Here is a 21,789-nt window from a genome sequence, read left to right on the forward strand (position 1 = left end):
ATCTTTCATCCAGGTATTGATTCTTGATAGCGTTAAGTTCCCCTGAGCAGAGTCACTTCCAGGGATTAACTGCAGTTGAATTAAGATCGATACGCGGCATGATGGGCACTTTTCCATCGTAATAAAATGCAGTATTTGAGAAGGAATAGATCTTCCCGTTAAGGCTGACCAGTACATGGTCACCCACAGCCGATACTGAAGCACTCCCCGTGTCAGCCTCCAAAAATGGCGCTGCTTTCGCTAACACATGCATTGGATCGGTCAGATGTTGGTTAACGTAGTACCGATACACATCAGAATCCGTCGCGCCTGCATCCTGATATTTGGTCACATACAGCCAGACGCTGTCTGATAACTGCCTCTGGCTGAATAAGCGATTGTTCCTGGGGGCATTCTCCGAATACCAGAGTACCCCGCCCACAACAACTATAAGTAACAAGACGGCTGTAAGCGCCCGGTGTGACCACTTAATAATGGTGCCGATTGGCATAATCAATTCCAAAACCGATCGCGTGGATCATCACCATAAGGCATATCCCAATACCATTGCCCCCAGCGAGGATCCGAAGTACCGGCGCGATTTTGCGCCCAACCAGCGCCCCTTAACAAGACTGCCTCAGGGATCCCGGCAACAACACCTGTTGCTCCAAAATTAAAGTTGTCAAAATTTTGATACTGAGGTCCCATTTGCTTGTAATCCCATGGTCCTTTATTACGAACTTGTTGGTAAAACCAGTAATAAACTGTAGGACTAGCCATATTGCGGGGCAATCCATGGTGGCGGGCTTCATAAAGGTTTTTCATCAGCAGCGGAAAACCCTGTGGGGGCAAGAGAGGTATAATAGCCATATAATCCCTTAGTTTAAAAATCCTGCTGGTTATTGAATCACCTTGCAATCTGAAAGGGTACCCTGAGCAGAGAAGACTATTTGAACCAAATCACATATCTGGCGCAAATTCTGAAAATATTTTGTAATCGATTACTTAGCAAAGGTAATTTTGTAATCGATTACTTTTAAATTCAGGGAGCACTAAATGCCGTTCAAAAACTTGTTGGGTGCAGGAATACTGGCCGTATCAGCTTTGTCTTCACTACCCGGCCATGCAGTCAGCGTAGAAAATGAGATTGCCCTGCAAATGTATACCTTAAGGAACGTGGGTTCACTGGAGGAACAGTTCGCTATGGCGCACAAAGCGGGGTTCAAAAATGTTGAGCTTGTGGGTGACCAGGGCGTTGATGCCGCACAAATGAAAGCCTCTCTGGCTAAAAATCATCTCAAAGTAACCTCTTCACATGTGCAACTCAGTGTACTGGAGAACGATTACCAGAACACAGTAGCGTTCAGCAAAACCATTGATAACGCCACAATTATCGTGCCGTGGATTGAGCCAGAGGATCGCCCCGACAGCACGCAAAGCTGGATTAAGTACGCTCAGCGTCTGAATGCTTTGGGCGCAAAACTTCATAAGGATGGCATCCAGCTGGCTTATCACAATCACAATTTTGAGATGAAAAAGTACGATGGCCTGACGGCTCTTGAAATCCTTCTCGACCATACAAAGCCAGATAACCTTAAGCTGGAAATGGATGCCGCGTGGGTCTCTCGTGGCGGTCAGGATCCGGTGAAATTTCTCAAAAAATACCCTGGGCGGATTTATGCTCTTCATGCAAAAGACAATGCATCGATTGGCATCAGGGACGATGAAATGAACTTTGCGCCTCTGGGAGAAGGGTTACTGGACTGGAAAAGTATCCTGCCTGCGGCTAAAGCCAGTGGCGTGCGCTGGTTTATCATCGAACATGACAAGCCGAAAAATCCGTGGAGCATCATCACCACATCGCACAACAACTTGACGGAAGCGCTGGAAAAACTGCCTCATTAACTGAAATCAAAGAGGTGAGTTTTCGACTGGCAGGGCTCCCCATTTCAGGAAAATCGCCCCAGGGCTGGCCCTGTTCATTCAAGCCAGTCCTGGGTGGGTAGTCTTATCTGTTGGACAATCTCAGGCACTGGCCCGCCTGATAAGCTGCCAGTCCAGCATGACCCGTTCTGCGCCTGATGCCGGGCTGTCGATTTTTTGCAGAAGCAGCATAAAGGCCTGACGGCCAATATCCCGGGAAGGCTGCGCAAGCGTGGTCAGTGGCGGTGAAGTCATCTCTGCCAGTTCGGTTCCATCGAACCCCACCACCGCAATATCTTCAGGTACACGGAGACCAGCCTGCTGGATCACCGACATCGCGCCTGCTGCCAGCGTATCGGACACGGCGAAAACAGCATCCGGCTTTTCTTCCTGCTCCAGTAGCGATGCCATCGCCTGCTTTCCCGCGCTGAAACTTAACTCGCTGGCGTAAGCGATGGCTTGCCAGTTTAGCTGGCCTCGTTCCAGGGCGGCCTTATAACCCTGTTCACGAAGCTGGGCATATTTGTAGCTCAGATCGTGGTTGATCAACGCGATCCGCTGGCAGCCTTTCTCCGCCAGATACCCCACCACCTGCTGTGCGGCTTCAATATCATTGATGCCAACGCAGGAAATCTCCCCCTCGTCAGCATATTCTGCACACTGAACCCAGGGCATCTCACCTATCAGGCGGGCCAGATCCGGCAGTTTACTGAAGGCATCCATAGTAATGATGCCATCCACCATTTTACCTGCCAGCATTTGCAGGCTGGATCGGGAGCGCTCAATATCCGAGCCGGAGTTGCACAGCAAAATGCGGTAGCCGTTCTTTTCGGCCTGGGCTTCTATTCCTTTAACCACTTCGGCACAAAACGGATTGGAGATATTGGATACCAGAACAAGCACCATAGAACTGCGCGAAGTACGGAGCTGACGGGCAAGTAAGTTAGGTTGGTAATTACTTGCTTTGATGGCCTGCAGAACCTTTTCCCGGTTGGCTTCCTTCACTGAGTCGCTGTTATTCAGCACCCGCGAAACCGTAGCAACTGAGACACCCGCCATTCGGGCGATTTTTTGAATGGACATGGACAGCGTTCCTGCAGACGAATTATTGGCCTCAAGGCTACCATAATTTCACCCGACACAATAAGTTAGCCCGGCAGTGCGCCGGGCTAAGAGAGAGTCACAGGTCAGGGCCAGCCAGCTTGCCGGCCATACCTACAAAACGGCCATAAAGTGGGCGCAAAAGCTCGCCACTCTCACCTTAAGATCCGTTACAGAGCAGGCTTCAAACCCTGATCCAGCGCTGTTGGCGATGGCTCTGGACTATAGCCTCAATTACTGCCATCACCTGAGCACCTTCGTGGAAAGTGGCAAACCCGGCTTCTCCGGGGGCAGGAGGTGTTCCTTTTGCTACAGCGGCATAGTACTGCTGCATCATATTGCGGAAGGCATCCGGCCAGCCTTCAATATGGCCGCCGGGAAAATGTGCCCGGTCGGCAATGTCGCTGTTCAGTAAAGCGGGATCGTCAGAGAGGAGCTGATTGGGCTGATGCCGTTTGCCTGTCCAGAGCTGCTGCGGCGTTTCCTGATCCCAGGCCACAGAAGCCTCGCTGCCGCTGACCTCCAGATTCAGGCGATTTTTGCGCCCTGCCGAAACCTGCGAAACGCTGAAGCTGCCTTTGCTGCCGTCATCAAACCGGATCAGGACAAAGCCCATATCTTCGGTCGTCACCTCGCGATCTTCATAAACTGCCTGCTCCTGATGCGCACTGAAGGTAGAGGATCCGCTGACGTTGGCTTTGCGCGTGGGCCAGACAATCGACAGATCCGCCATGACCTCGACAATTTTTCGGCCAGTGACAAACTGTATGGTGTCACACCAGTGTGAGCCAATATCGGCCATTGCCCGCGATGGCCCGCCTTTAGCCGCCTCTACCCGCCAGTTGTAATCTGTCTCTTGCAGCATCCAGTCCTGCAGATAGCTTCCCTGCGCTGAGAACAGTCGTCCCAGCTCGCCCTGCCTGATCATGCTGGCCGCCTGTTGCACCATAGCAAACTGGCGATAAACAAAGCTGATGCCATGTACTACACCGGCCTGTTCGGCCAGTTCCACCAGCTCGTGAGCCTCATCCAGAGTCATACAAAGCGGTTTTTCTGAGAAGAGATGCTTGCCCGCCCGCAGAACCTGACGGTTGATTTCAGCATGGAGATGATTTGGCGTGCAGTTATGCACAACTTCCAGCCCGGGGTGCTGAAGGAAGGTCGCTACATCGCCGTAGGCGTGCGGCACATTAAGCTGTAGCGCTCGTTTCTCAGCGCTGGCCTGGCTGGACTCGCAAAGCGCCACCACCTGGATGTTACCCAGGCGGCGTAAAGCTTCAAGGTGAGCAGGCCCGATAAAGCCGGTGCCAATAATACCGACCTGGATCATTTCATCCTCCCGTTATCCAGCCCAAGCTGCGCACGAACATCAGATGAGGATCCCTGCGCGGCGAAATCATCAAAAGCGCGTCCGGCCACCGGGATAATGTGGCGTTTTATAAATTCCGCGCCCTCTCGTGCGCCTGCGTCGCTCTCTTTTAAGCAGCATTCCCACTCCAGAACTGCCCAGCCGCCGTAATCATATTGCGCCAGCTTGCTGAATATCCCTTTGAAATCGATCTGGCCGTCGCCGGGTGACCGGAAACGTCCGGCGCGGTCGATCCAGCGCTGGTAACCACCATAAACCCCGCTGCGGCCATTCGGCAGATATTCGGCATCCTTAACGTGGAAGGCTTTGATTCGTTGATGGTAAATGTCGATGTACTGAAGATAATCAATGTGTTGCAGATGGAGATGGCTTGGATCGTACAGCATATTGCAGCGCGGATGGTTGTTCACCAGCGCCAGAAAACGTTCGAACGTCACCCCGTCATGCAGATCTTCACCAGGGTGGATCTCGTAACAGACATCCACGCCGTGCCGATCAAACTCGTTCAGCACGGGTTCCCAGCGCCGTGCCAGCTCGGCAAACGCTTCCTCAAACAGAACAGGATTGTGTGGCGGCCACGGATAGAGATAGGGCCAGGCCAGCGAGCCAGAAAAGGTGGCATGGGCAGTCAGCCCCAGACTGGCAGAGGCTTTGGCTGCCAGCTTCACCCTGTCGATAGCCCACGCCGTGCGTTTTGCGTTATCGCCTCTGACTTGTTCCGGGGCAAACCCATCAAAAGCAACATCATGCGCCGGATGGACAGCAATCAACTGCCCCTCCAGATGGGTGGATAATTCGCTGACCGACAGGCCATAACTGGCCAGCATCCCGCTGACCTCGTCACAATAAGTCTGGCTGTTTGCCGCCAGAGAAAGATCGAATATCGCCTGATGGTTACAGGGGATCTGCAACGCTTTATATCCCAGAGAAGATGCCCACTGTGCCAGCCCTTCCAGCGAATTAAAGGGCGCACTCTCACTGATAAACTGCGACAGAAAAATACCAGGTCCTTTTAACGTTTTCACGTTCACCTCCGGATAAAGCCTCTTACTCTTTATATTTAAACGAGAAGAAGAAAATTAAGGCGATTACCGCTGCCGATACGGCAGGGATCCACCAGAAAAGCGCCCAGTTCTGGGCCGATACCTGCCCGGCCACCAGATTGTTGTAAAGTGCGCCCGAAATTTGCGAGCCAAGCAGCATGCCGATGCCATAAGTGAACATCACCACCATGCTCTGTGCCTGACCTTTGACCTTCTCGCCTGCGATGCGGTCGGTGTAGATGTAGCCCACCACAAAGAAGAAGTCGTAACAGACCCCGTGCAGCAGGATCCCCAGATAAATCAGCGTGCGCCCCTCTTCGTTCATGCCCATAGCAAACAGCGCATAACGCACAAACCAGGCGACCATGCCAATCAGCAGCATGTACTTCACACCCAGGCGACGGAACAGCAGCGGGATCACCAGCATGAAGAAGATTTCAGACATCTGTCCGAAGGACATCACGGTGCTGACGTTTTCCACGCCTGCATCGGCCAGCCAGGAGGCGGTAAAGGCATAGTAGGTACCAAGGGGGACAGAGATCAGCGTGGCGCAGAGGGCAAAAATAAAGAAGTGGCGGGTTTTCAGCAGCGCAAAAGCATCGGCGCAGAACATGTCGCGCACTTTGAACGGCAGGCCTTTAGCCGGTGCAGGCGTGTGGGGCAATGTCAGGCTGTAGACGGCCAGTATTACCGAGCAGATGGCTGCCAGGGTAAAGATTGAGACGCTGGCGGAAATTCCGGCCACGCCAATAAATATCCCCGCCACAATCCAGCCAATGGTGCCGAATACCCGCACCACCGGGAAACTTTTTTCCGTGTTTGCCAGGCTGTGAAAGGCAATGTTGTTGGTCAGAGCCAGCGTTGGCATGTAGCAGAGCGTGTAGCCGAACAGCAGCCCGATCAGCAGCGCGCCGTTTTCAGCTATCAATGCCTGCGGCACAAACCACAGGATCACCGCGCCCGCCAGATGCATCACCGCCAGCACTTTTTGCGACGGAAAAAAGCGGTCGACCAGCATACCCAGTACAAAAGGTGAAAGAATGGAGGCGATTGGCCCGGCAGAAAACGCATCGCCTATCAGCAGCGACATATTGTGCTGAGTCATCACCAGCCCCAGGGTCACTGACCAGCTTCCCCAGATAAAAAATTGCATAAACATCATCAATGACAGGCGTGGTACCAGCATCCGCTGGGTGACCACTGCCTGACGGGTAGGTTGCGTTGTAGACACCATGAATCACCTCAGCTTAAAAGTAATCGATTACATTGTAGTGGCTAAAAAAGTAATCGATTACTTTTAAGAAGTCTTTTAGCCCGATCACAAATCGGGATCATGAAGATCATCCGGTCTGCCAGGGCCCTGATCATCTGCATGCCGTGCCGCCGGACCTCCCCTGCTGTGGCATATTTCGTGAAGTCTCTCTATGATTGGCAACGTTTCCCGCCGTGGCCGGGGTCATATTTCGGGACATTGCTGACCAGATGAACACTTTACAAGACCTTGATTTACGACAGCTTGAGGCATTTGCGGCGGTGATTTCTGCCGGTAACGTGACGGCGGCAGCAAAAGTGCTGGCGCGTTCGCAGCCTACGGTCTCTCGTCTGATTCAGGAACTGGAACTCTCTCTCGGTTATCCTCTGTTTATACGCAATGGCCCCCGGATCCATCCAACCGAAGAGGCTCTGCAACTGCATCAGTATGTGCAGAGAGCGCTACTTTCTCTGCAGCAGATCCGTCTGCGTGCCCATGAAATTGGTCACCAACAGCATCGCCCCCTGAACATCGCCACTACTCCGGCGCTGGCAGCCGGGCTGTTGCCCCAGGCGCTCGCGCTGTTGGGATTACAGAATAAGGTGCAGATTGTCAGTCAGTCTGCCGAGCAGACTACCCATGCGGTGATCACGGCTGAGGCCGACATTGGCTTGTGCAGCCTGCCGCTGGACCATCATGCGGTAGACCTGCACTGGATTGGGCAGTCCCGTTGCGCGGTGGCACTTCAGGCAGAAGATCCTCTGGCAAACGAGGCTGAAATCCCGCTGACGAGTCTGGCTGGCCGCCGTCTGATTGCGCCCTGGAATCCCCTTCGCTTGAGAGGGCGTTTCGAGAAAGCGCTGAAGAAGCTTAAGGTGCCGCCGCATGAAATGATTGAAACCAACTCTTCGGCTAACATGCTGGCGTGCGTGCGTGCCGGTCTTGGTGTGGCAATCATTGAGCCGGTCACGGCCTGGGGAATGCCGCTGGAGGGCGTCACCATTCGTCCGCTGAGAGAGGAGATCCCCTATTTCTTTGGTGTAATCACACCGCTTGGGCGTCAGCTTTCGCCCGCTGCGGTCTCATTAGTGGAAGCACTTGAGGCTGCGGCAGAAAAACTCTTACCTGCGTTCAGGCGCCTGCCCGCATCGGAACATCAGCGCGTGATGTTGCTGATTAACAGCCATTAATTTTTAGCCGCCCGCTCGCCAACCACGCTTCCTTCCCCCTCTCAAAAATGCCGCACAAGCCCTTCTCACGGGGCTTAGATGTTTTTCGGTATAAGTTATAAGAAATTCATTGGTCAGTAATTAAGCGCCATTATTGACTCACTGTCCGGGGCAGTGGATGATTCGGGACGCCCATCTTTATTATGCGATATAAAAATAATGAGCACTAAATCATGCATAAGACAGATAGTAACATCGGCGCTATCCAGCACCTTTCATGAATAGATTTCGTCCACGGCAGGCCTTCAACGGCCATGCTATGGGATCCGACATTAATCAGGGACTTTTATGACGCCTTCAGCCCTCTCCTCTGCTCCAGCCGGCCTTGCCGCACTGGAAGCCCAACTCCGGCAGGATCTGGAGTTTCTGGAACTGCCCGCTAAACCCTGGGTGCCCGGGCGCACGTATCAGGGTGAGCAGGTCCGGGACGTGGTGGTGATTGGTGCAGGGATGTGTGGACTTGCCGCTACGGCAAAACTCATACTGACGGGCATCACCAACGTGGTGGCTTACGATGCAGCGCCGGCCGGGCTGGAAGGCCCCTGGGTCACCTTTGCCCGCATGGAAACCCTGCGTTCACCCAAAACGCTGAGCGGCCCGGCACTCGGCCTGCCTCAACTCACTTTCCGTGCGTGGTTCACGGCCCAGTGGGGTAATGAGGCCTGGCAGGCGCTGGAAAAAATCCCCAAAAATCAGTGGATGGATTATCTGGTCTGGTACCGCAAAGTGCTGGATCTGCCCGTGCGTAATGCTGTCAGCGTGACCAATATTTCTTTTGAAGGTGATTTAATCGCGCTCGATCTGCAGGGCGACGAAACGGGCCGTGTGCTGACCCGCCGCCTGGTTCTGGCTACAGGGCGATCAGGCCTGGGGGCTTTGCAGTTCCCGACTTCCTTAAAGGCATCAAGCCTGCATACTGGGCACATTCGGCTGGCGAGATCGACTTTGCCGCGCTGAAAGGGAAAAACATCGCGGTAATTGGTGCCGGCGCTTCCTCTATGGATAACGCGGCTACCGCTCTGGAAGCGGGTGCAGGTTCGGTAGATCTGTTGATACGCCGTAAAGAGATGCCACGCATCAACAAAATGACCGGCATCGGCAGTCAGGGTGTGGTTCAGGGTATGCATCAGTTACCCGACAGCTGGAAATGGAAATTTGTGGATTACACCGCCACTACCCAGACTCCCCCGCCACGCTCATCCACGCTGCGTGTTTCCCGTCATACCAATGCACGCTTCCTGCTGGACTGCGGCATTCTGGCGGTAACCGGGAGGGCGGGCGGGCTTGAGATCGAAACCACGCAGGGTCTTTTGCAGTACGACTATCTGATCGCGGCCACCGGGTTTTCCAACGATTTCACCGGCCGCCCGGAATTTGCCGCCTTCGCGCCTTATATTCGCAACTGGGCTGACGGTCGTTATCAGCCGGAGATGGGCACGCCACGACAGAATATGCTGGAAGCGCCCGACCTCGGCCCCGCTTTCGAATTCCGCGAGCTTGTGCCAGGTATCTGCCCACTGCTGGCCCATATTCACTGCTTCAACGATGCGGCGATGCTGACCCACGGCAAAGTCTCTGGCGATATTCCGGCGGTAAGCGCAGGAGCAGATCGTCTGGTGCGGGGGATCACCGCCTCTCTTTTCGCCGAAGATGTCGACAGCCATTTCGCCAGTCTGATCGCTTACGATAAACCCGAACTTCAGGGTGACGAGTGGACAGATTCAACCCCTTTGCTAAAACAGGAGAAAGCGTTGTGATCGACGCCATTGATAAGGTCGCCGGCCTTTCTGCGGATGAAGAACTCTTCCGTGCCCGCCGTTTCCGGCCTGAATTTGTCGAGGGGGCGGAACTCTGCCGCCTTTCCGTATTGTATCCGCAGAACGATCAGGGCCTGGCCTGCGAGTTACGTCTGGCGGTGGCACACCGTATCGCCACCCTGAATGCCGATCCCGCTCTGGTTGCCGACTATGCCGCGCAGCTTGCAGAGCGCCAGCCTTCAGCGGAACTGCTGGCGCTGGCCGGAGGCGAAACCTCCCTGACCCAGCCTCTGGCGACGCTGGCCCGTCATATCGATCTGATCACCCTGACGCCAGACAGAGCTGAAGCCGGTGATATCACCCTGCTTGAGCAGGCCGGTCTGGATAATCCGCAGATTGTCGCGCTGTCCGAGCTGATCGCATTTATTAACTTCCAGACGCGCGTGGCCGCCGGCTTGCGCCTGATGAGGTCTGTATGATCCCGATGGTCAGCCTGAAGCCCCTGCACTGGCATCCTTATATTGCGCCTGTCGAAGTTGACCAGGCGACGCCAGCCCAGCTGGATGCGATGAAAGTGACCCCTTCAAACAAGAAAATTTCAGAATATGTGCGCACGCTGGCCCACGATCCTGAAAGTTACGTCGCCCGTACGGTGTTGTTTAACGCCATTATGTATGTTGAAGGTGGCCTTGACCGTGCGGATCGTGAACTGGGCGCATTAGGCGCATCCATCGTTAACGGCTGCAAATATTGTGCAGTGGTTCACGCCCGTCGCCATGCGCAACTCACTAAAGACGAAAAAGTGGTCAGTGCGCTCTGGTTCGACAAAGCTGAACTGCTTGGCCCAAGAGATGCCGCAATTTACCGTTTTGCCCGCCGTCTGTCGGTCACGCCTTCACAGGCCACGGCAGAAGATGTGGCGCAACTGCGTGAAGCAGGCCTGGAGGAAGTCGAGATCATCGATTTGATCCACGCTATTGCCATTTTCGGCTGGGCTAACCGCCTGATGCATGTGCTTGGCCATGCCACCGTCGGGAAATAAGGGGATTTTCAATGCTTGAACTCAATAACATCAAACTGTCCTACGGCAACAACGAGATCCTCAAAGGCGTCAACCTGTCGGTAAAACGTGGCGATGTGGTATCCATTATCGGTCCCAGCGGCACGGGCAAAACTACCCTGCTGAGATGTATCAACTATCTGGCTAAACCCACGTCCGGCACCATTACGCTCGACAATATCCGCATGGATTACCAGTCTGCGGATAAAAGTTCGGTTCAGGCGATCCGCCTGCGTACCGCTATGGTGTTTCAGCAATTTAACGTCTTTAAAAACATGACGGTAATTGAAAACATCATGGACCCGCTGGTTGTGGTACAGCGTAAGTCCAGAGAAGAAGCCCGCGAAATTGCGCGACAGGAGCTGGAGCGCGTGGGGCTTTCCGCAAAACAGGATAACTACCCGTCGCAGCTTTCGGGTGGGCAGTTACAGCGTACCGGCATTGCGCGGGCGCTGGCCGTGCGGCCCGATGTGATTTTGTTTGATGAACCCACTTCCTCGCTGGATCCCGAACTGGTGGGTGAAGTGTTGAAGGTGATTAAAGAAGTGACCTCTTCCGGCATCACCTCGCTGCTGGTGACGCACGAGATGCAGTTTGCGAAGAACATTTCAAACCGCATTGTATTTATGGATCAGGGTGTGGTTGCCGCAGAAGGTTCGCCGTCGGAGATTTTTGATCGTCCGACGCTTCCGCGACTGGCTCAGTTCCTGAATTCTGAACGCGTACTCTACTAATAAAAGGAAAGTAAGACATGCCTGCAATCACCTCAACATTACGTCGCTTTGCTGCACTGGGCGGCATCACTCTGGCACTGGCTACTGCCGGGATCGGCTCAGCTAACGCAGACAGCGCGGTACGCACCATTAAAATTGCTACGGCTGCAGAATCCAAGCCGCTGTCATGGGGTGCCATTGGCCATGAACCTCAGGGCTATGAGCCGGACGTGCTCAAGGCGATCAACGCTAAGCTGCCTCAGTACAAATTTGTGATGACGGGTGCTGCTGATATCGCGCAGGAAACCGGTCTGGCGACCGGCAAGTACGATATTGCCACCGGCGGTTTCTATAAAGCGCCTGCCCGCAGTAAACAGTTCCTGATCCCGGACAACCCTATGGGTGCCAGTCTGATGAAGATCTACAGCCGTACAGACAGCAACATCAACACCATGAAAGATCTGGCGGGTAAAAACATCGTGCCGGTAACAGCCGGTGGTGGTGTTTACAAATTCGTTACTCAGTGGCAGCAGGAAAACCCCAACGATAAGGTCACTGTCAAAGCGTCCAGCGCCGGTATTCCTTATCCGGATCGCCTGAAAGAGGTGCAGAACGGCAAGTACGACGCCCTGATCCTGCCTTCCAACCTGGGTGAGCAGACTGTTATCGACAATCAGAAACTCGCCATCAAAGCCAGTGAGCCTGTCTCGGTTAACAATACCTACGTGCTGATCCATCGTTCAGATGAAAATAAAGCGTTGAATGACGATATCAACAATACGCTGAAAGAACTGAAAGATGACGGCACTCTCGACAAGCTTTCGCAGAAATGGTTTGGCGAAGACATTGTTAAATACATGAAGTAATCAGGCTTTCCGGCCCTGTATTTCAGGGCCGACGGTCAAAGCTGTGCTTTTTTCAGGAGTGTTTCAACGTGGATCTCTCTACCATGATTCCCGAGCTGCTCTCGGCTTTGCCGTTGACGTTAGCGATTATGTTTGTGGCGCTTATCGCCGGGTTTTTCCTCGCGCTGATCGCCACCGCGCTGCGCGTGCGCAGGATCCCCGTACTCAGCCAGCTGGCTGACCTGTACGTCTCTTATGCCCGCAGTGTGCCGGTAGTGCTGCAGCTGTTTGTGGCATTCTACGGCATCCCTCTGGTGGCAGATCAGTTTGGCCTGGACGATTCTCTTTCTGCCACGGTGGCCTCCATGTTAGGTCTGAGCCTTTATCATGGCGGTTATCTTTCTGAAGTGATGCGTCCGGCATTTCTGGCGGTGGAACGGGGCCAGCATGATGCGGCTGACAGCATGGGCTATACCTTCCGTCAGAAGATTATCCGTATTATCGGGCCACAGGCCGTGCACATTGCGCTGCCGGGTTACGGCAATTCGATCATCTACCTTATTCATAATGTCGCGCTGGTGATGTATATCGGTGCCGCCGATGTCATGGCTACAGCTCATCTGATCATGGAGCGGGATTATAATCAGTATCAGTTTGGCACTTACCTGGTGCTGGCGGTGATCTATTCCCTGCTGTGTCTGATCGCCTGGCTAATCGTCCGCTTCTTTGAAAAACGCCATGCGAAGTACACCTCAAAAACCGCCACGGCGAAGATAAAGTTCACGGCAAGCGTCTGATACAGAGGTAATTATGTTTGATTTTGATGTATTGCTGCCGGACTTCTGGAGCATCCTGGATGCGGTGCCGGTAACCCTGGCGATGGCCGTGACCATCTTTATTATTTCAACGCTGGTAGGTGGCCTGTTTGCCCTTGTGGAACACAAACGGATCCCCGTGCTGCGTCAGCTGGTAGTGCTGTATAAAATCACCTTCAAAGGAATTCCGATGGTGGTGGTGATCTTCCTGGCCTATTACGGTTTACCGATGGCGCTTCAGTCAGTGAGCACATTGCTGGGCATTGAAATCAATGCTCATTCGATGCCGAACTGGGTGATCATCATTGTGGCACTGACCGCCTGTGTGGCCGCTTTTCAGGCAGAAGTGGTCAAGGGGGCGTTAAACTCATTTGATTCCGGTCAGTCTGATGCGGCCCACTCGCTGGGATACACCAACGGCCAGTTGTTCCGCCGCGTGCTGTTTCCTCAGATTATCGTGTCGGCTATACCGGATCTGGCTAACTCCTTTATGGTGATCATGAAGGCGCTGTCGCTGGCTTTTGCTATCGAAGTGGTCGATATCTTTGCTCAGGCACAGCTGACTGCTGCACTGAACTTCTACTACCTGGAAGCTTTCCTGGTGGCCGTGGTGTTTTATATGGTGATAGCCTGGGTAGTGACGAAAGTGGCTGATAAGATCGAAGCCGCGCTGAGAGTCCGGACCTGAGAGGGTGTGACAAAACGTTGATACGCCTGATTTGGCTGGGCAAGGCAACTGCTCAGCCAAACAGGAGGGATTCAGAGATAACTGTCAGTAATGTTGAAGTTTTTCCCTGGGTGGCGTCGTCAATAATCATGCAAATGGAGCCTGTACGTCCTGGCATTCATTGTGAATCTGTAAGGGCATTGTCAGGTACGCGGGTTAAGAGGTTATTTAAATTGCGGTGGCTGTCTGCTTAACACCCAACGCAGATTTTCACGGTGCTCCTCACCGTTTCTCAGTTTTAAAGCGCTGCTTTGTGCCGCTGCCTCCGGGTTTTTTAACCTCCGGTCTAAATCAACTTTTTGAACATTGATCTGCAATCTGATCCTGCCGGTCTGTTCTCCCCGTATTTTGCGACTCTGACAATTGATCCTCTTATTGTGCCGAAGAATATAGGTAATCTGAAAAGTGGCACGGCGTTCAGTGATGGCAAAAGCATCGGATATCTGTTGGCGATCTATCCAGGTTTTTTGCCTGCAACACCAGAGTGCAATCAGCATGTAGAGCGGCTTGTCGGCGTGTTCCTGCAGCCCCGCAGGGATCATGGCGCTGTCATGGTTGCGTTGTTTCACTATTTTGCGCATCGAAGGTTCTGTCTGTGGATTATCTTCCCTGGCCATAGCCCTTTTCTCCCTGAGCGGTGTTAAAAAAAGCCCTGCCTCCGAAGCGCGGAAGGCAGGGAAGATGGTAAAAATTTACCAGCTGTAATTCACCCCCACGTTGGTCTGCCATGGCCTTTCAGCGTCATGGCCTTTGGTGTAATCAAAGGCTACGTAGCCGCCAAGGTTTTCAAACAGTTTAACCTCAGTCCCTACACCTATCTGGACAGCAGCCCCGTCGATGCTGTTATTCAGCGTCACGTTGTTGACCCGGGTTTTGTTGTTGTCAGCAAATTCGTTGATCCCTGCCAGATGGACATAAGGCTTCACGTAGCCGGCGTTAATATCCAGCGTAAGCCCCAGATCAACACCCAATTCACCCTGCATAGATTTGTAGTCATTACCGTTAACGACCATGCCGTTGCTCAGGGTGTAATCAGCGCCATCAAATGCACGAGCGGTAGCTTTGACATAAGGTTCAGCAAAGAATCCCTGTTGTTCCCAGGTGTAGCCCACCTTCATACCCAGACCATATCCATTGCCGGAGACTTCAGCGTGGCCTTTGCCCCCATCCAGCATGTGAACAGAAGCACTGTTGCTGAAGTGGTCAAATTGCCCCTGGGTATCAACGAACACGCCGTTATTGAAACGTCGTGACAGGTAGAACTGCGCACCGTAGCTGTCCAGATCGCCGCTGCTGTTCATCACGCTGAGATTTGAACGTGCAGAACTAAAGGCAAGACCCGCCAGCCAGCTACCGCTTTTGGCGCTGTCGAAACGACTGTCAACACCCAGCATTACGCCCTGCGTTTTCAGATCATACTCTGCACCCTCGCTGACACGATTTTCGTTTTTACCCCCGAAGTATGAAATCCACACGCCACCATCATCTTTAGATGAACGGGAGGCGTTCAGATGTTTTGCCAGAGCGTCCGATTCCTGCGTGGCAATATTTGCCTGGGCTGCTGGCAGGCTTAAGGCAACTGCTGCGGAGTTAGAAAGATGGCCATTACGCTTGAAGTAAACGTTACGTTCGCCATGCTGCGTATCGTCATACTCATCAGACACAATGTATTGATAAACGCCCAGCTCCGTTTTGCCGAAGAACAAGGCGTTGCTGTTGGCATTTTTGTAATTAACAAAGCTGTGGCTTTCTGAATCGACAGAACTGTCGGCCAGGTATCCCTTTTTCACATAGGGTTCAACACCAGAGTTGGCAATGTTCAGCAGATAATTACCCGCTGACCTGCCTTTCACCTGCAGAGAACCCCAGTTGTAGCTGCCGCCCAGATCCAGCAGAGGTTCAACCACACTTTTCCCCACGTTGATCTGTGAGGTCAGATAGTTGCCGTTAGCATCTTTGCTCTGGGTCAGGTCGTTATGAACCACCACGCGTGCGGTACTGAGTTCCTCATAACGATTTTTATCCCCAAGCGTGGCATTTTCGGCGTTGAGATTGACCAGATTCAACGTGGAGGCAGAGAGATCAAAATCATGCAGATTACTGACCTTCACTTCTGTCCCGCTGCTTTCTGCCGTGGCTGCCGCATTCCAGACCGCACCGTTTTTCATGGTCAGATCGGGATTCCAGGTTATCACCCTAACCCCGCTGTTGTGCGCATGACTTACTGGGTTAACCACCGCAGTGGTGCCAGTGATGCCGCCATTCAGAACGCTGCGATCCAGGGCCACATCTGTCGGTGTCCAGGCATTGCTGGCGTTAGTCAGCACGGTCTGCTCGAGACTGGCCACGGCATTATTGTAAATCGCCTGGGCTGTCGGGTGCGCCGTTGGAGAGATATTGCCCAACGATTTTTCATTGGTTACATCGACCAACTGCACTTCAAAACCGTGCACACCAGAAGCGGTGATGTCGCCGTCAATCACGCTGTTAGCCACGTTAAGGCTGATGCCATTGTGGCTGCGATCCAGCGCTGAAGCACCGGCTGTGCCAGTGGCGGCAGCCACCGCAACATAGTTGCCGTTGGTGTCACGTTTCACCGCTACAGTGATAACAGGGGTGTAACCGTCATGCTCAAGAGTGATATTACCTTTCAGGATGGAATTTGAGATATCAGTGCGGATTGCATGTCCGCCCAGGGTCAGCGATTTGCCTGCGCCATTCACGCCGCCGGTCAGGGTCGAGTTTGCCAGTGAGACAAACAGACCTGAGCCTGAAATCTGCAGGGCTGTGGATCTGTTATCTGCAAGCCTGCCGTAAAGAGTCTGGTTGTTATAGGTGTGATCGTCACTACGAACGGCCGCAAGATTCTGCGCCGTAATCTGGACGTTATCCAGCAGGACATTGGCGGCAGACGGCACCACATTGGTTGACGTGCTGTAGCCGGTCCGATCGTTAGCCACATCAGTCTGCCAGCTCATACCGGTGTGAGAAATTGACATGCCCACCGCAAAAGGCACCTCGCTGTAGATTTGCTCTTCATCACCGTTGTTTTCGTTTGCCGGATTGATGATGCTGGCATCTTCAGTCAGTGTGTTGTTAATAATGCTGTTTTTCACGCTCAGTACATCGCGCGCATGGCCATTCCAGCTGTTCTCATGCAGATTGCCGGTAGCGGTCACGGCGGCAACCACATCAGTGCGGAAGCTTTTAACTTTGGAATAGAGGGCGGCATCAAGCAGACCCACTTCACCCCCTCTGTCATCAGCGGTACGAATATAGATATCTGAATTGCGATCCAGCGCGATCGTGCTGCTGACGGTCAGAGGGATTTTATGATCCAGTTTATCCAGCACATAAGCACCCCCGGCATCTTTCTGATATTCAATATTGCCGCTGGCATCACGCTGATAGAAGGTGACCGACTGGTTTTTGGTATAGCGCTGATCCGCTGTTCCCATACGCAATCCCTGTACCACACCGACCGGGCGGGAATAGCCAGCCTCAGTCAGGGTAGAGGCGAGTCGTTGACCATGAACGGCGCGCTCATAGTTTTCTTCGATTAAATAATTGGGATCGAAGCCCAAAGTCGCCGCGTTTCCGTTCAGGTAAGCCAGATAGCCACTGCTCCGTACCAGCGCATCAAATCCGGCGGTACGGGTGTTGATCGTCTCCCAGGACGTACCGCTGACAACCTCGCTGGCCCAGGCCAAATCAGATCCACCAATAAACACAGAGCCGCCACCGCTATACTGCCCCTTCGCATCTTTGCTCAGTGCACTGACATCCGGTACAGCAACTGATGCTGCGTTAGCCGTCATCGCTGTTGCGCTTAAGCCAAATAAGACAGATAACGCGACAGCGCTCAGACTGAAGCTGTTTTTTTCATCACTGCAATTCCTTTTAACATTATAAAGACGCACAGGCTTACTGGAATAAGCCTTCTGTTTTTCTGACAAATAATTGATGAAAATCCTCTCACGCAGATCAATTAAACCCTGAAGAAACCCCATGATATAACGGCCTGTTGAGGAACAACGCTTAATATGGCCTTTTTATATTTACGCAAGAAAAACACAATCGAGGTAAATATCGGGGCGAGTATGTGAATTGCAGACAAAAGCTGTAAAACAAATATTTTTTATTGCAACGATCAATCCATTTGATCATAACAAGCGGTTAACTCAATAAAAAAATAAGTCAGATCATTAATTAATCTGATGAAAGTAAGGGGCTATCGGCAAGATTGAGAGATCACAAGGCACGTCACGGAAAGATACCATCCGATTACCCTCTGTTTTTAAAGTGTATTTTTATAAAAAAACCGGTCTGATTAAACTTTCGCAAAAAGGTAAGATTTATTAAATCTCTATCAGATCATTCCTGTATTAGTACACAAGGAGAAAATTTTTTTTACAGCATGATTTTCGGAAATAAAATTACAACCATCGTTCAGCAGATGAAATTGAGCCTTGCTACCTGAGTTTATTTAAATTCACCAGAATTTAAGTTGTTATTAATTTCCAGTAACACTGACAGATTAATCTACAGACGAAAAAACTCTCTTTAAGATATTAGTCAGTGGGACTGCTATTTCATTTTTTATCAGTTACAACAACTCTGTTGTTATTATGGCAGAGGATGGCGCCCTAACATCATCAGGTGAAAGAGTTCAGACAGGGAATGTTACGAGGAGGGAGATAAATTTAATTTACAGGATGTGACACGGGTTCTGAATTCAACGGCCAGTGAGCGGTATTAGTGATTCTCCGCTCACCAGGCATTCATGAGAAGTTAAGCAGGTCTGTACTGAAAAGGCTCAGGACTCAGACCCTTTTTCCGGTTGAATAGCTGTCGCAGACTCACGGGCATTCCTTCGCAGGGCGATCTCAGTGCTGGCGTAAATCGCTCAGGAAACGTTTAGCCCGCTCATGCTGAGGATTGCTGAAAAAGCGTTCCGGGCTGGCTTTTTCAAGTATCTGCCCCTGATCCATAAACCAGATGGTATCGGCAACTTCGCGGGCAAAGTTCATCTCGTGGGTGACACACATCATGGTCATTCCCTCCTGCGCCAGCCCGCGCATCACGTTCAGCACTTCCCCTACCATCTCGGGATCCAGCGCCGAGGTCGGCTCATCAAACAGCATCACCGGGGGCTTCATTGCCAGGGCACGGGCTATGGCCACTCGCTGCTGCTGGCCGCCAGAAAGCTGCGCAGGATAAGCATCGGCCTTGTGCGACAGCCCCACCCTTTCCAGCAATTCACCGGCATGGATTTTGGCTTCAGCGCGCCTGACGCCCAACACTTTCATTGGGGACATCATTATATTTTCCAGCACCGAAACATGCGGGAACAGATTGAAGTTCTGAAATACAAAACCAATCCGCGTACGCAATTGATTCAGACGGGTGCTGGTGCCGTGAATGTCGGTTCCATCAAACAGGATCTGCCCCTGCTCTATCGGTTCAAGGCGATTTACCGTACGGATCAACGTCGATTTTCCTGAGCCGGAAGGGCCACAAACCACCACCACTTCGCCGCTTTGAATTTCAGCGCTCAGGTCGGTCAGCGCCTGGTATTCGCCGTACCACTTGTTAACCTGATTGAACAATATCATCGGTCTCATCCTGGTTCCTTTTATGACTGAGTCTTGGTCAGCAACATGGCCTGCGCGGCCTCGGGTGTGGCATTGCGTCGCTTAAGGGCAATCCGCAGTTCGAGCCTGTTGGCCAGCCAGGTCAGACTGAAACAGATCAGGTAATAACTGATGGCAACGATAGCGAAGACCTGGAAAGGTTTGGTCAGCAATTGATTGTTGACCTGATTAGCAGCATAGGTCAGCTCCGGCACGTTAATCACATAGCCCAGCGTGCTGTCTTTGATGATCGATACCAACTGGCTCACCAGACTGGGCAGCGCGTTGTACAAAGCCTGGGGCAAAATCACCAGGCGGAGGGTTTTGAAATAGCTCATCCCTAACGCCCTTGAGGCTTCATATTGTCCGCCAGGCAGCGCCTGGATCCCGCCGCGCACAATTTCCGCAATATAGGCGCTTTCATAGATGACAAGCGTACAGAGCATAGTGGCGAAGCCGCTGATGTTGTGGCCGATCAACAAGGGAACGCAGAAGTAGGTCCAGAAGACCACCATCAGCAGCGGGATGCCGCGCAGAACATAGACCCAACAGGCAGCAGGCCAGCTTACCCAGCGCCAGGGGGAAATGCGTGCCAGCCCCAGTAATACGCCCAGGGGAAAGGCCAACAGTACGGCAAGCAGTGAGATCAGCAGGGTACAGAGAATGCCGCCCAGTGGCCCGTTGGGATATTGCCCCATCAGGAGCAGCATCCCGTTATCCTGCAGGATGGTGAAGAGGTCAGACATCAGATTACCTCGCGTAAGCCCGCTGGAAGCGACGAGCCAGTAAAGCCCCGCCCGCCATCAACATTAAGGAGAAGAACAGATAGCCAATGGATGCCACCAGATAAGACTCAAAGGTACGGAATGTCTGGTTTTCAATATCACGGGTCACGTAGGTCAGTTCGCTTACGCCAATGACCATCGCCAGGCTGGTATTTTTGAACAGCAGCACAGTGTGGTTAAGCAGCGAGGGTAAAGCATTGCGAATCCCCTGCGGCAGGATAACCGAGTGCATTGATCGCAGGTAACTCATGCCCAAAGCGCGGGATGCCTCGTTTTGTCCATCCGGAATGGCCCGCAGCCCACTGCGGATATCCTCAGAAAAATAGGCTGCCTGACAAAGACCCAGCGCAAACATTGAGAAGAGAAACTCCGCGTTATAGTCATTGATCGCCATCTGTACCGATTCCGGCAGCAGCGTGGGGATGGCGAAGTACCACATCATCAGCTGGATCAACGTGGGGACGTTGCGATGGTAAGAGACATAAGCCGCGACCAGAAATACCGGCAATCGTTTCTGACTTAAACGTACCACTACCAGCAGCAGAGCAATGCACATCGCCAGCAGCCAGGATCCCAGTGCAAGCTTCAGGGTAACTACCGTACCGTCGACGATCATCTGCCCAAACTGGCCGGTCATGACGGCACTGAAATCAAGTGTCATCCTCTGTTCACCCCTCTCTGTTCAGGCTGATTAGTCGGTACGGTCGCCTGGACGCATAGTGGAGAGCCCCCCAGGTACCTGTAATGTCGGGGTGATTTCGATATTGCCGATATTGACCGCTACCGGTGCTGAGAGCGCGAAGGCCACGCAGTCGGCAATATCTTTCGCCTGAGGCAGCTCAAAGCCATCAATAAAACGGCGGCGTGCCTCTTCCTGATCGCCCATCACGTTGCCGAAGATATCTGTAGCCACACGGCCAGGACAAATCTCGGTGATGCGCACCCTCTTGCCATAGCAGTCCACACGCAGCTGACGTGACAAAGCATGCACTCCGGCTTTGGTGGCGTGGTAGATCGAATTTCCGTTGAAGTTATAAATAGCGGCGATGGAGGTGATGTTGATGACATGGCCCCGGTCACGTTTCATCATGCCGGGTACCACCAGACGGCAGAGATGAAGCACGGCGCGCAGGTTTACGTCTACCTGGGTATCAATCGCTTCTTCGTCAGCATCCAGAATTGAACCGGGACGGGAGACGCCCGCATTGTTGACCAGAATATCCACCTCAAGCTCCCGACAGAGACGGGTGATGGCATCCAGATCGCCCACATCTATGGCATGAGGAATGCAACCCGTGCGGGCAGCCAGAGTACTGAGTTGCTCTTCACGACGGGCAACGGCGTGCACCGTAATTCCTTCCTGGCAGAGGCGCTCGACAATGGCTTCACCCATACCTGCGGAAGCTCCGGTGACCAGCGCGGTCTTGTAATCTGAAAATGGCATTTCGCTTCTCCTGTAAGCACCGGCACAACGATTTTTGCCGGGTTCAATCTCTGAAAGTGACTCTATCCAGTAATCCTCACCCGGTATAAGACATAAACAGTGTGAGGCAATAAG

Annotated in this window: 20 protein-coding genes and 1 pseudogene; 9 read left to right on the forward strand and 12 right to left on the reverse strand. The window is 52.7% G+C overall.

Annotated features, from left to right (window positions below; genetic code table 11):
* Window positions 1–52: 52 nt before the first annotated feature.
* Both VRC33_RS18650 and VRC33_RS18655 read right to left on the reverse strand, forming a co-directional pair.
* Complete coding sequence (locus tag VRC33_RS18650; RefSeq protein WP_338558167.1) at window positions 53–490, reverse strand: hypothetical protein; 438 nt, start codon at window positions 488–490, stop codon at window positions 53–55.
* Window positions 491–492: 2 nt separating this feature from the next.
* Window positions 493–849: a polymorphic toxin type 44 domain-containing protein gene (locus VRC33_RS18655; RefSeq protein WP_338558169.1), complete on the reverse strand. Its 357-nt coding sequence runs from the start codon at window positions 847–849 to the stop codon at window positions 493–495.
* A gap of 186 nt (window positions 850–1,035) precedes the next feature.
* Between VRC33_RS18655 and VRC33_RS18660 the strand changes: the two genes are divergently transcribed.
* The gene (locus tag VRC33_RS18660) at window positions 1,036–1,884 is read left to right on the forward strand and encodes a sugar phosphate isomerase/epimerase (protein ID WP_338558171.1); all 849 of its coding nucleotides are present in this window, start codon (window positions 1,036–1,038) and stop codon (window positions 1,882–1,884) included.
* Window positions 1,885–2,004: 120 nt separating this feature from the next.
* Here VRC33_RS18660 and VRC33_RS18665 read toward each other — a convergent pair whose 3' ends face one another.
* The 4 genes from VRC33_RS18665 to VRC33_RS18680 all read right to left on the reverse strand — a co-directional run bounded on the left by VRC33_RS18665 (window position 2,005) and on the right by VRC33_RS18680 (window position 6,649).
* Window positions 2,005–2,985, reverse strand: coding sequence for a LacI family DNA-binding transcriptional regulator (locus VRC33_RS18665; protein WP_338558173.1), 981 nt, complete (start codon window positions 2,983–2,985; stop codon window positions 2,005–2,007).
* Between the two features lie 202 nt (window positions 2,986–3,187).
* The gene (locus tag VRC33_RS18670; protein WP_338558175.1) at window positions 3,188–4,333 is read right to left on the reverse strand and encodes a Gfo/Idh/MocA family oxidoreductase; all 1,146 of its coding nucleotides are present in this window, start codon (window positions 4,331–4,333) and stop codon (window positions 3,188–3,190) included.
* Window positions 4,330–5,397, reverse strand: a complete 1,068-nt coding sequence (locus tag VRC33_RS18675) for a sugar phosphate isomerase/epimerase (RefSeq protein ID WP_338558176.1) — start codon at window positions 5,395–5,397, stop codon at window positions 4,330–4,332. The genes VRC33_RS18670 and VRC33_RS18675 overlap by 4 nt, the downstream gene beginning before the upstream one ends.
* Window positions 5,398–5,419: 22 nt before the next feature.
* Window positions 5,420–6,649, reverse strand: a complete 1,230-nt coding sequence (locus VRC33_RS18680; protein ID WP_338558178.1) for an MFS transporter — start codon at window positions 6,647–6,649, stop codon at window positions 5,420–5,422.
* 248 nt (window positions 6,650–6,897) lie between these two features.
* Here VRC33_RS18680 and VRC33_RS18685 point away from each other — a divergent pair, with 248 nt between their 5' ends.
* The 8 genes and pseudogenes from VRC33_RS18685 (at window position 6,898) to VRC33_RS18720 (ending at window position 13,774) form a co-directional block, all read left to right on the forward strand.
* Complete coding sequence (locus VRC33_RS18685; RefSeq protein ID WP_338558180.1) at window positions 6,898–7,857, forward strand: LysR family transcriptional regulator; 960 nt, start codon at window positions 6,898–6,900, stop codon at window positions 7,855–7,857.
* Between the two features lie 327 nt (window positions 7,858–8,184).
* Window positions 8,185–9,653 (forward strand): annotated as a pseudogene (locus VRC33_RS18690) (NAD(P)/FAD-dependent oxidoreductase).
* On the forward strand, window positions 9,650–10,132 hold the full coding sequence (locus tag VRC33_RS18695) for a hypothetical protein (RefSeq protein WP_338558184.1): 483 nt from the start codon (window positions 9,650–9,652) through the stop codon (window positions 10,130–10,132). Before VRC33_RS18690 ends, VRC33_RS18695 begins: the two are co-directional and overlap by 4 nt.
* Window positions 10,129–10,695: a peroxidase-related enzyme gene (locus VRC33_RS18700; RefSeq protein ID WP_338558186.1), complete on the forward strand. Its 567-nt coding sequence runs from the start codon at window positions 10,129–10,131 to the stop codon at window positions 10,693–10,695. Before VRC33_RS18695 ends, VRC33_RS18700 begins: the two co-directional genes overlap by 4 nt.
* Window positions 10,696–10,706: 11 nt before the next feature.
* Window positions 10,707–11,447, forward strand: coding sequence for an amino acid ABC transporter ATP-binding protein (locus VRC33_RS18705; protein ID WP_338558187.1), 741 nt, complete (start codon window positions 10,707–10,709; stop codon window positions 11,445–11,447).
* A gap of 17 nt (window positions 11,448–11,464) precedes the next feature.
* Window positions 11,465–12,292: a transporter substrate-binding domain-containing protein gene (locus VRC33_RS18710; RefSeq protein ID WP_338558188.1), complete on the forward strand. Its 828-nt coding sequence runs from the start codon at window positions 11,465–11,467 to the stop codon at window positions 12,290–12,292.
* 83 nt (window positions 12,293–12,375) lie between these two features.
* Complete coding sequence (locus VRC33_RS18715; protein WP_338564355.1) at window positions 12,376–13,068, forward strand: amino acid ABC transporter permease; 693 nt, start codon at window positions 12,376–12,378, stop codon at window positions 13,066–13,068.
* A 13-nt stretch (window positions 13,069–13,081) separates the two neighbouring features.
* A complete protein-coding gene (locus VRC33_RS18720; protein WP_338558190.1) occupies window positions 13,082–13,774 on the forward strand; it encodes an amino acid ABC transporter permease in 693 nt (230 codons plus the stop codon).
* Between the two features lie 203 nt (window positions 13,775–13,977).
* Here the strand turns inward: VRC33_RS18720 and VRC33_RS18725 are convergent, their stop codons facing one another.
* The 6 genes from VRC33_RS18725 to VRC33_RS18750 form a co-directional block, all read right to left on the reverse strand.
* Complete coding sequence (locus VRC33_RS18725) at window positions 13,978–14,430, reverse strand: CaiF/GrlA family transcriptional regulator (protein WP_338558192.1); 453 nt, start codon at window positions 14,428–14,430, stop codon at window positions 13,978–13,980.
* Window positions 14,431–14,505: 75 nt separating this feature from the next.
* A complete protein-coding gene (locus tag VRC33_RS18730) occupies window positions 14,506–17,631 on the reverse strand; it encodes an autotransporter outer membrane beta-barrel domain-containing protein (RefSeq protein ID WP_338558194.1) in 3,126 nt (1,041 codons plus the stop codon).
* 1,068 nt (window positions 17,632–18,699) lie between these two features.
* Window positions 18,700–19,437, reverse strand: a complete 738-nt coding sequence (locus VRC33_RS18735) for an amino acid ABC transporter ATP-binding protein (RefSeq protein ID WP_338558196.1) — start codon at window positions 19,435–19,437, stop codon at window positions 18,700–18,702.
* Window positions 19,438–19,448: 11 nt separating this feature from the next.
* Window positions 19,449–20,192 carry an amino acid ABC transporter permease gene (locus VRC33_RS18740; protein ID WP_338558198.1) on the reverse strand — a complete coding sequence of 248 codons (744 nt, stop codon included), beginning with the start codon at window positions 20,190–20,192 and terminating at the stop codon, window positions 19,449–19,451.
* 4 nt (window positions 20,193–20,196) lie between these two features.
* Complete coding sequence (locus tag VRC33_RS18745; protein ID WP_338558200.1) at window positions 20,197–20,892, reverse strand: amino acid ABC transporter permease; 696 nt, start codon at window positions 20,890–20,892, stop codon at window positions 20,197–20,199.
* A gap of 30 nt (window positions 20,893–20,922) precedes the next feature.
* Window positions 20,923–21,675, reverse strand: coding sequence for an SDR family oxidoreductase (locus VRC33_RS18750; protein WP_338576815.1), 753 nt, complete (start codon window positions 21,673–21,675; stop codon window positions 20,923–20,925).
* Window positions 21,676–21,789: the final 114 nt, after the last annotated feature.

The organism is Erwinia sp. E_sp_B01_1 (genome assembly GCF_036865545.1).
Classification (GTDB): Bacteria; Pseudomonadota; Gammaproteobacteria; order Enterobacterales; family Enterobacteriaceae; genus Erwinia.